This window comes from Euzebya sp., from assembly GCF_964222135.1.
GTDB lineage: Bacteria > Actinomycetota > Nitriliruptoria > Euzebyales > Euzebyaceae > Euzebya.
Genome location: NZ_CAXQBR010000093.1, coordinates 19,599 through 30,134 on the forward strand (window position 1 = coordinate 19,599; position 10,536 = coordinate 30,134).

The window sequence follows — 10,536 nt, forward strand, 5'->3', positions numbered from 1 at the left end:
CGCCGTGCTGAGCCCACACGACCGGACCAGCTTGGTCGAAGCCCTCCGACCACCCGCCGGCCACATCCTGGACGCTGCCGTCGGGACGTCCTTCACCCTCGACCTCGAAGCGGTGCTGACCGCACCGCTGGCCTTCGCAATGCACGACGCGCGGGAGACCGGTGAGGACGGCCAAGAACCCGTCGGTCTGCTCGAAGCCGTCCGCCGGCACACCCAACGGATCACCGTCTTCTGCCAAGCCGGGCAGATCGCCATCCCCTCCCGCGCACGGACCGTCTTCGCCTGGCTCGAGGAGTCGGTAGTCGAGGTGGTACCTCCGCGCACCGGTCGCCTGTTCCACCCGAAGGTGTGGGTCGTCCGCTACCGCAGCCGCACCACCGACCAGCGGCTGCTGCGCGTGCTGTGCGCGACGCGCAACCTCACCTTCGACACGTCCTGGGACACCCTGCTCACCCTGGACTCCGCGCCGTACACGACCCCTCCACCACGCTCGAGGGCGGCGACCACCCCGCTCGCTGACTTCACCCGAAGACTGCCGTCCCTGGCAACACGTGCTCTGTCCCCGGATCGCCTCGCGGTCATCGAACAGCTGGCCGATGAACTCGCCCACGTCGATCTACACCCACCCGAGCCGTTCACGGACCTCCGCCTCCACGTCTTCGGCTTGGCCGAAGCACCGAGTCCCTTCCCCAACCGGTCACTGCGAGCCCTGGTGATCTCGCCGTTCCTCGGCACCCACGCCGTTGCCGCACTCACCGAGCAGCACCACGTCGCTGCACTGGTCTCCCGGCCAGAGGCACTCGACCGGATCGACCCTGGCGTGCTCGCCGAGATCGAGCGCATCGCCGTCCTCAACTCAGCTGCCGAGGTCGAGGCCGACGGCCGGTCTGCACCGGAGGGCCCTCCGACGGAGGATCGCGACCCGAGCGTCGCGCTCAGCGGGCTGCACGCGAAGCTGTACCTGTTCGACACGGACGACGGGACGCGTCTCTTCACGGGGTCTGCCAACGCGACCAGCGCGGCGTTCGACGGCAACGTCGAGGTGTTGGCTGAGCTCCGGGGGCCCGCGTCGGTCGGGGTCGCATCACTGCTGGCCGACTCCGGGCGTGACACCGGCTTCGATGACCTGCTGGTGGACTACACACCGCTGGACCACCCCGCCGATCCTCCCGAGGAGGAGAAGCTGCAACTCGTGGTGGACCACCTCCGCCACGCCATCGCCGGGGTCAGGTTCACCGCCCGCGTCGGAGATGATGACGACGACACGTACCGGCTGCGGCTGACGACCGAGGATCCGCTCCCGACCATCCACGCCGACGACGTGTCCATCACCGCCTGGCCGGCGAGCCTCGCCGAAGAGCTGTCGGCACGGGCGCTCACCCCCGGTGTGCCCGTCGACGTGGCGTTCCCCACCTCGCTGGAGGGCCTGACCGCCTTCTTCGCCATCCGCATCACCGTCAGCAGAGGTCGGTTGAGCAGCACGTCGGCGTTCCTCGTCACCGCAGACCTGGTCGAGGCACCCGCTGACCGCCACAGCCGGTTGCTGGCAGCCATGCTGCGGGACCCCGACCGGCTTCTGCGCTACCTGCTGATGCTGCTCAGCGACCCCGACGGCCTTGGCGGGGAGTTCGCCCATCGCGGGAGAGATCCGGGACGTGGATGGGTCGGCGGGGCATGGGACGACGTGCCCGTGCTCGAGCACCTCGTCCGCGCCGTCGACCGCCATCCCGACCGTCTAGACCACTTCCAAGCCCTGCTGCGCGACTTGGACGAACACCGCGACTCGATCCTCCCCGACGGGTTCGCGACCATCTGGGACGCCGTGTGGACTGCCCGACAAGGTGAGGGAACAGCATGACCGCGCGGTTCGTCGCCGATCCGGTGCTCGCAGAGTTGAAGGACTTCCAACGTGACACCGCCCGTCACGTCTTCCGGCGTCTGTACGTGGACGATCCGCCAGCACACCGGTTCCTCATCGCCGACGAGGTCGGGTTGGGCAAGACCTTCGTCGCCCGCGGAATCATCGCGCAGGCGATCGAGCACCTGCAGGATCGCGTTGAGCGCATCGACGTCCTCTACGTGTGCTCCAACGGCCAGATCGCCGCACAGAACCTCCGCCGGTTGCGGATCCCCGGGGTCGAGACGCAGGAGCTGGCCCAGCGTCTCACGATGCTGCCTTTGACCGCCCGCCAGCTGGACCGTGGTCGGGTCAACCTCATCGCGTTCACACCCGGCACGTCGTTCGACCTCAAGCGGGGCAGCGGCCGGCGTGACGAACGGCTGCTGCTCCGGCTGCTGTTGGAGATGGCGTGGGGAGAAGACGTCAGCTTCAGGACCGCCGGCTCGTTCCGCGCCTTCCAAGGGGGGGTCCAGTCGTTCGACCGGTTCAAGAAGGCGTACCGGCAGTTCGCCAGGACGAACCGGGATTCGCTCGAGCCCACGATCGTGGCCAGCTTCATCGAGGCGTTGGGCCACGCCGACGACACGCGCGACACCGGTGGCCCGACGATGCGGGAGCGGTTCGACGAGATCGCCTACCACTGTCGTGACGAGCGGGTGTGGCGGAAGGCAGGCTGGCGCGACCGACGGGCTCGCAGCACGTTCATCGGCGATCTCCGCGACCTGCTCGCCCGTGCCTGCCTGCAGGCGTTGGAGCCGGATCTGATCGTCTTGGACGAGTTCCAGCGCTTCAAGCACCTGTTGGAGGACCCGAACGCCGATGGCGCGCAGGCGGCGACAGTCCTCGCCCACGAGCTTTTCGAGTTCGTCGACCAGGACGCGCGTTCCAACGCGCGGACCCTGCTGCTGTCGGCGACGCCGTACAAAATGCTGACACATGCCGATGACACGGACGAGGACCACCATGCCGATCTGCTAGAGACCGTCCGGTTCCTCGTCGAGCACGACGACGCACAGGTCCAGGCGCTCCGGCGATGGCTCAGCCGCTTCCGCAGCGGGCTGTTCCAAGCCGGCCGTGACGGCGGCGCTGCTGCGCGTGAGCCGCGCCGAGAGGTCGAGCGGATCCTCCGCCGGGTCATGGTGCGCACCGAACGCCTCGCCGCCACGCCCGACCGCGACGGGATGCTCCGCGACGTCGTCTGCGAGGGACTACGCCTGGACCCTGACGAGGTCAGGCGGTTCGTGGCCGATGCTCGCCTGACGCGGGAGCTGGGGGACGTCCAGGACCCGCTCGAGTTCTGGAAGTCGGCGCCGTACCTGCTGAACTTCATGGACGGCTACCAGTTCCGAAAGGTCTTCGACCACGTGGTGGAGGAAGACGGTGATCAGCTCGCAGATGCAGTCGCTGCGACCGTCCGACTCGACTGGGATGCGTTGGCGCGGTTCGAGCCGATCGATCCAGCGAACTTCAGGCTGCGGTGGCTGCAGGAGGATGTCATCGACCGCGGTGCCTGGCAGCTGCTGTGGATGCCACCGTCCCTGCCCTACCTGACTCCCGCAGGTCCGTACGCCGACCCGACACTGCAGCGGTTCACCAAGCGGCTGATCTTCTCGAGCTGGCGGATGGTGCCCACCGCGGTGTCAGCGTTGCTCAGCTACGAAGCCGAGCGGCGGATGGTCAGCACCGGGCGGGAGTCGCCCGCGTACACCAACACACCGCAGGACCGGGCACGGCGTGCGCGGCTGCTCGAGTTCACCCGTTCAGAGGGACGCCTTGCCGGCATGCCGGTCTTCGGGATCCTCTACCCGAGCGTCGTGCTCGCTCGGGAGGGCGATCCCCTGGCACTTGCCCGCGCCGCAGGGGGGACGACCGTGTCGACGCGCGAGGCGATCGCGACGGTCGCGAAGCGGTTCCGAGGGCTGCTGGAAGACGTCCGGACGGCGCTGATCGACGAAGGCGTCACCGTTCGTCGCGACGGGCCCGCCGATCAGCGGTGGTACTGGGCCGCGCCGATCTGGCTCGACTGGTTGGACGATGCCGGTCACACCGATGCGTTCTTCCAGTCGGTCCCGGCCGTCGTGAACGCGTTCACGACCGGTGATGAGGAGACGGGGAGCACCGGGTTGCGGGACCACATCCGGCGTGCGCAGCAGACGGCGTTCGACGAGAACCCCGAGGATGAGGTGTGGGGGCCGATGCCTGACGACGCTCCCGACGTGCTCGCGCGTATGGCGCTCGCCGGCCCCGGCGTGGTGGCGCTGCGAGCGCTTGCCAGGGTGTCCGGGATCCCCGTCGACGACCTGACGCTGCGCTTCGCGTCCTGTCAGGTGGCCTGGGGGATCCGGTCGCTGTTCAACACGCCTGAGGTCATCGAGCTCGTCCGCGGTCTGCTGCCCGGCGACCCGTACTGGCAACGCGTCTTGGACTACGCCATCGACGGCAACCTGCAGGCTGTCCTCGACGAGTACGCCCACGTGCTCGCGCCCGCGGAGGGGTACATCGGACGCCCAGGACCGGCGGAGGTGACGACGCTGGCTGCCGCCATGGCGTCGTCGGTGCACCTGCGGACCGCGAACTACGGCGTGGGTCGGGTGGAGCTGGCCGACGGCCGCGTCCCCCCGCCACGCACCGAACGGATGCGAGCACACTTCGCCGTCCGCTTGAGCGGCGGACGGTCGGACGAAGGCGGTCAGCAGCGCGAGGGCGAGGTGCGCGACGCGTTCAACTCGCCGTTCTGGCCGTTCGTGCTGACCACGACATCGGCCGGTCAGGAGGGACTCGACTTCCACCAGTTCGCCCACGCGATCGTGCACTGGAACCTCCCCAGCAACCCCGTCGACCTCGAACAGCGCGAGGGCCGCGTCCACCGCTTCAAGGGCCACGCGGTCCGTCGGAACGTCGCGGCGGTCCACGGCGCGGTCGGGTTGGTGGCGACCGGTGACCCTTGGCAGGCGATGTTCGATGCCGCTCATGCCGTCCGAGATGGGGGCGTCACCGAGATCGTCCCGTACTGGGTCCACGCCGACCGTGAGGGCGCGGCGATCGAGCGCTACGTCCCTGCGTTGCCGCTGTCCCGCGACCACGGGCGCGCGACGACGCTCCGCCGAGCAGTGGCGTCCTACCGACTCGCGTTCGGCCAGCCCCGCCAGGACGAGCTCCTCGCCTACCTGGCTGGAGAGGTCGACGCGGACGAGCTGGCTCGCCTCGCTGATGAGCTGCGGATCGACGTGAGCCCAAACGGCTTCGGCCCAATGGTGTAGAGACGCGGTCGATCCGCTATGCCGACGTCAATACGGGCAACCATCCCTCGTCCTGTAGTCGCGTCCACGCAGCTCTTACGTGGTCGGCGCCGAACATCCGCTCCTTGCGGCTGTTCCACTCCGCGACGCGTTCGGCGGCCAGTCCTGGATCGGTGGCGGTGTCGGGGTCTTCCTTCGTAGTGACCCAGTGGACTGTCGCGAGCAGCTCCATGGCGTAGGGCGACTCGAAACCATCAACTAGGCGAAGCACGCGGTCGATGCGGTCCCCCAGCCTGGGCTGCTCCGATAGCACCGCGTCGGCTTCATCGATTGCGCCGGGGAGCACCCGGATGGGTTCGGCGGCGTGCACTGTCGCTGTCGCGTCGCCGTAGCCGATGAGGAAGTGCCCTTCAACGGTGTGAAGAACGTGGCGCAGGTTGTCGGCGTAGGGCCCGTACCGATCCTTCACGTAGTTCAGCCGCAACGGCTGCCCCGCCTCTTGCAGGAAGTACATGAGTTTCTGGACATCGATCAGTGACACGTCCGCGACCTTGTCGGCGTATCTAGCGATCAGCGCCACCAACGCCGCACGCCCCATGGTCATCCTCGGCCGCTCGGTGCGGTTCACGAGCTCGGCCGCCGGTGGCGCACCCTCCGGGGCGTACAAGAGGACATCGACACCCGGTATGCCTTCCAGAGCCTCGACGATGAGCGGTCGGACGTCCGCCCAGTTCAACCCCCCATGTCCACAGCCGAGCGGGGGGACGGCGATCGAGGTGATGCCGAGCGCTTGGACGCGCTCGGAAAGGTCGACGAGGCCAGCCCTGATGTCCTCCAACCGCGACTTGGCTCGCCAGTGGCGCTTCGTCGGGAAGTTGATGATGAATCGTGGCCTGATGCGACCCGTCTCGTACACGTGGACGTGCCCCAAGCGCAGCTCCCCGCGGTCGCTCGCTCGCTTGTACTCGGCGAACATGTCGGGGAACGCCTTCTTGAACTGCAGGGCGATGCCTTTGCCCATGACCCCCACGGTGTTCACCGTGTTCACGAGCGCGTCGACCTCGGCCTCGAGGAGGTTGCCGTGGGCGTCGATAATCATGGGCGGCATCGATCCTTAGAAGTACATGCCGGGTGTGACATGGATCGGCGGGTGGGGCCGCGCCGCGAGCAGCGCGTCTGCCTGTGTGCGGCGGTTCGCCGTGCGGACGTGGATTGCGGTGAACGCCTCCCAGGGTACGAGTCCGTGCACCAGGCACTCGGCCATGCGGCGCTCCCGCCGGTCGGGTTCGTCGACGGTGTTGTTCCACATCCGCTGGCGCATCAGCTGCCAGTCGACGAGGTCGTCCAGCCTCGCAAGCTCGGTGGTGAAGGCTGCGATGGCTAGCACAGCGTTGCGGTCGGTGACGACCGGCGACATGCCCAGGGCCACCAGACGATCGACGTCGGTGACCAAGTAGACCAGCGGGTCGATGCCACCTGCGTATTCGGGGACGTTGCCGCAGTCGATGGCGTACATCATCGGGCTTCGCGGTGCGAAGTAGAAGGGCACGTAGTCCGCCACCACGCCCCCCGGGGGGACGGGCACGGTCCTGCTCCGACGCCGTTGCTTGATTTCGTGGTTGCCCACCTCCTGGCGCAGCAAGCCATCTCCAGCCGCTGTGACGTCGGCCACCAGTCCGTGGCGGGCTATCGCCGGCAGGTGGTCGATGTGGGTGAAGTGGTAGAGAAGGGTCGGGATAGGACGAGGCATGACGTCATCTCATCATGCAAGCGGCACGAATACGCGACCGCTCAGTTCTTGATGAACGTCCAACAGCGGGAAGGAGTCCAGCTTGGCTGCAACGCGCAGCCCGAGTAGCTCGGGCGCGGTCGTGATGCTGGAGGCATCAACGGCTGTGGACCGTCGAGTGAGCAGAAGGGCATGGATGAGCCAGGGAGCCAAAGGGGTAGGGATCTCTGGCAGGGAATCGGTGGGGGACAACGCCTGACCGTCCTTTGTGATCAGGCCTAGGTGCGCCAACGTCGTGTAGCTCTTCCGAGCCGCCATGTCGACGGTCGCGGTGCCGCCGACCACCTTCTGGACGGCTGCGCGGACGTCTCGGGCGTGGACCTGGCCCTCGGTTTTGAGGTGGCTTCCAACCACCTTGGCGACGACCCCGACGAAGGGATACGTGGCGAGCAGGGCCCCGAAGTGCAAGATCGCCGGCGCGCCCAGCACATCCTCGCGGTCCAACGCCCACCCGATCATGGCGGCAGCCTCGGCAGGCGGGTTCAGCCACACGCGGGTTAGGCACTTCTTCGTCTTGTTACCGGCCTCTTGATCGCTGACGTGGTCCCGCAGCCGCATCTCGAGCGTGCGGCGGCTGGTCGTCGGATCTCGATCGTGCCGGGCGACGTCATACGCCACGCTGAGGAGCTCCAGTGTGAGGTCCCGGTCCAGCATCATCCCGTAGCCGTTGGCCATCAGCCTGCCACCACCTTCGCGAACGGGACGACGACCTCGTCCAGGCTCAAGCCCCCATGGCTGATGCGCGCCTGCTTCCACGACACCCGGCCGGGTGCGAAGAGAAGGCAGTCGCCGTACGTAGCTGGCAGTCCCGGCACCGAATCCAGGACGATGCCTTCGGCGACAGCCGCGTCCCGCAAGGTCTTGTTGGCGTACCGACGATGGCGTGTGCCTGCCCGAGGCACCAAGGCCCCCTCGTTCGGACCCTTGGTGGGTAGGCACTCGATGCCGCCGTGGTCGGTCGTCACCCAGACCTCGTATCCATGCTGTTCGGCCGCCTCGAGGAGCCGATCCAGGAACCCACTGCGCAGCCATGCCTTCATCCCTGCGTGTAGACCGACGTCGCCCATCATCCTGGCAGCGTGCATCTGCTTGTCGGTCGCGCTGATCACCACCCCGATGGCGTCGTGGTGACCCAACGGGACCTTTGATAGGTCGGCCAACCCACCGTCGACTCGCAGCCAGCCCGCCGAGCGCTCGTGCGTGGCCCACGCGCGTGCCCAGTGCACGGGCTCGGCCTCAGTCAGGTCGCTTGGGTTCAAGGTGTCCAAGAAGGCGGTCGGAAGGTCTGCGGCGGCGATCGCCTGGCGAGAGATCTCGGTGAGTGAGGGCAGCATGGTCAGGGTGCCGCTGGAGTGCAGGACGGTCATGCGCGCCCCCGAACGGATCTGCGTCCACAGCGTGTGGCTCATGCCGTCGAAGACGAGGAGCAGCACGCGCCCGTCCTGGCCGGCCTGCTTGGCCAGGTACGGCTGCACCTGGTGCAGCCCCTTCGGGCCGTTGACCCAGTTGCGTCCGAGCTGCGCACCGTACGACTGCCGAATCCACGTCAGGAACGCTGCGTCGATCCCGTCCCACACCGCCCATGCGGACGCCGCCAGCTGCTCGTCAGGCGGGTTCACCTGGGCAAGCTCGTTGCGGACCGACCCCCACCATGCGGCGACAGGCAGCCACGGCTCGAGTGGTGCCGTCGGCAGGGGTGTCGGGGGCTGTTGTGCCATGAGGGACTGCAGTCTCTCCGCCGGCGAGGCCTCACGCGTGCCCAATCTCGCCCACCTGGGGATAACCGCCGTCGCCGCCAGGCTGGGCTGCAACGTGCCGTCGAGGAACAGGTCCGACACCTCGGTTCGGCACGCGTCGAAGAGCTGACTCAGGTCGGGATCGTCGGGTGACGTCACCCACTCGTCCCACAGCTCCTTCAGCGGGTCGAAGCTGGGGACGGCGTCGAGCGCGCCTTCCAGGACCGGATCCGGCCCGAGCGCCTGTCGCGCGTAGCTCAGTACCGTGTGCGATTGCCCAGCGCGCAGCAGCCGAAGGGCGGCCCGGACGCGGCCAGGGCGATCATCCAACGCGTCGCGGGACACGCCAGCGAGTGCTGCGAGAAGGTCCAGACCGGTGGCCGTCGGTGTGCTGTCTACGACGGCCATGAGCCGATCGCTGTCCTCATCGGTCACGGCAAGGACCAGCGCACGCACCGTCGGATCGGGCGGTACGCGGAGGCGGCAGACGGTGGCTCCCTGCTCGATGTCCCATGGCAAGTCCGCCGGCTGGTGGAGCGCATCGAGGACGTGGATGGTTACGCGCGATCCGTGCGGGTCGCGGCCGTGGCGTTCCCACACCTGTCGAAGCGAGAACCAGTCTGTGCTCGAGGCCACGACATCGGCGTGGGTGCCGGTTCGGAGTTCGTCCTCGGATGCGACCGCGTGGGGATCTAGGACGACCACCGGTCGTGCCGCGTTGCCCGCGGACATTTGCCCTACGACCCACTGCCTCATGGCGCCACCCGGACGAGCAGGCGAAGGACCAACCCGGTGGGTGCGTCCCCCGACGGCGCGCTGGACGGGCGGCTGGCGTAGTCCTTGCCCAGATCCCAGATCCGTTGCCACGTCGTGTCGTCGACTGGCGGTGCGACCCCCACGGCAACAGGTGCGGTGGCCCCGTCCCACACCCGCTCTGCCAGGTCGGGACGCACCGAACCGGAGTCGGTCATGAACACCGCATCGGCAGTCCGTGACCCCGGACCAGCACCGATCTCCCACACCGCCAGGTAGCCGGCGTTTGCCCCCTGCAGGATGGGAAGTGGTTCGCCTGGTGCGACCTCCGGGAGTTCGTGCAACACCTGGGCGGTCGTCGGGGAGCGGCCGGTGAAGCGTTCCCGCTCCCGCCGGGCGATGGTGAGCCACCGCTCGGCACTGCGGTCGTGCCTCGCCGCTGGCGTCGGAGGCGACGGTTGGACGAGGTCGAGGAACGTCGCGGCTGTGGTCGCGTCGTCCGTGGTGCGGCGTTCGAACGAGGTCGCGGCATCGTCCAGGGGTTCGGCACGCATCGCGGCGAGGTAGAGCGCGCTGGCGTGCTGGTCGGCGCTGTGCAGGACGTCACCGCGCTTGTCGGCCCCGAGCTCGGTCAGGATGACCGTGAGCTTCGCCTCGAGTATCTCGAGGACGCGCGCGTCGATCGATTCCTCCATCACGAGGTTCACCGCGTGCACGGGTCGGGTCTGTCCGATCCGGTCAACCCGGCCGATGCGCTGCTCGAGCTTCGATGGGGACCACGGCAGGTCGTAGTTGATGACCACGTGGGCGAACTGCAGGTTCACGCCTTCACCGCCGGCGTCGGTTGAGATCAACACCCTGGCGTCGTCCCGGAACTGGCGTTGGATGACTGCGCGTTCGTGGATGCCGAGCGTGCCGTTGATGGCGACGGCTGGCAGCCCGGTTGATGCCAGCACGTCGAGGAGCATGTCTTGGGTGGCGGTGAACTCGGTGAAGACGACGACCTTCAGCTGCGGGTCGCCCGCGGCCATGGCGAGCTCGTCGATGACGGCCAGGAGATCCTTGGCCTTGGCGTCGATGCCGGAGCTGTGGGATCGCCGGGGGGGGGGGGGGCGCCGC

The 10,536-nt window shown here is 68.1% G+C and carries 7 protein-coding genes; 2 read left to right on the top strand and 5 right to left on the bottom strand.

The features are described 5' to 3' along the window. Window positions 1-4: 4 nt before the first annotated feature. Together ACEQ2X_RS20325 and ACEQ2X_RS20330 are read left to right on the top strand one after the other, a co-directional pair. The gene (locus ACEQ2X_RS20325) at window positions 5-1,858 is read left to right on the top strand and encodes a hypothetical protein (RefSeq protein ID WP_370327699.1); all 1,854 of its coding nucleotides are present in this window, start codon (window positions 5-7) and stop codon (window positions 1,856-1,858) included. Next, the gene (locus ACEQ2X_RS20330) at window positions 1,855-5,160 is read left to right on the top strand and encodes a helicase-related protein (RefSeq protein WP_370327700.1); all 3,306 of its coding nucleotides are present in this window, start codon (window positions 1,855-1,857) and stop codon (window positions 5,158-5,160) included. Before ACEQ2X_RS20325 ends, ACEQ2X_RS20330 begins: the two co-directional genes overlap by 4 nt. A gap of 16 nt (window positions 5,161-5,176) precedes the next feature. Here ACEQ2X_RS20330 and ACEQ2X_RS20335 read toward each other — a convergent pair whose 3' ends face one another. From ACEQ2X_RS20335 to ACEQ2X_RS20355, 5 genes are read right to left on the bottom strand one after another with little or no spacing between them, the layout of a single operon-like run. Next, window positions 5,177-6,238 (bottom strand): macro domain-containing protein, encoded by a 1,062-nt coding sequence (locus tag ACEQ2X_RS20335; RefSeq protein WP_370327701.1) that lies wholly within the window; start codon window positions 6,236-6,238, stop codon window positions 5,177-5,179. A 15-nt stretch (window positions 6,239-6,253) separates the two neighbouring features. Beyond that, window positions 6,254-6,889: a DUF4433 domain-containing protein gene (locus ACEQ2X_RS20340; RefSeq protein ID WP_370327702.1), complete on the bottom strand. Its 636-nt coding sequence runs from the start codon at window positions 6,887-6,889 to the stop codon at window positions 6,254-6,256. 12 nt (window positions 6,890-6,901) lie between these two features. Continuing rightward, complete coding sequence (locus tag ACEQ2X_RS20345) at window positions 6,902-7,603, bottom strand: hypothetical protein (protein ID WP_370327704.1); 702 nt, start codon at window positions 7,601-7,603, stop codon at window positions 6,902-6,904. After that, the gene (locus ACEQ2X_RS20350; protein WP_370327705.1) at window positions 7,603-9,396 is read right to left on the bottom strand and encodes a PglZ domain-containing protein; all 1,794 of its coding nucleotides are present in this window, start codon (window positions 9,394-9,396) and stop codon (window positions 7,603-7,605) included. The genes ACEQ2X_RS20345 and ACEQ2X_RS20350 overlap by 1 nt, the downstream gene beginning before the upstream one ends. Window positions 9,397-9,416: 20 nt before the next feature. Further along, window positions 9,417-10,448, bottom strand: a complete 1,032-nt coding sequence (locus ACEQ2X_RS20355) for a helicase-related protein (protein ID WP_370327706.1) — start codon at window positions 10,446-10,448, stop codon at window positions 9,417-9,419. Between the last annotated feature and the right edge of the window lie 88 nt (window positions 10,449-10,536).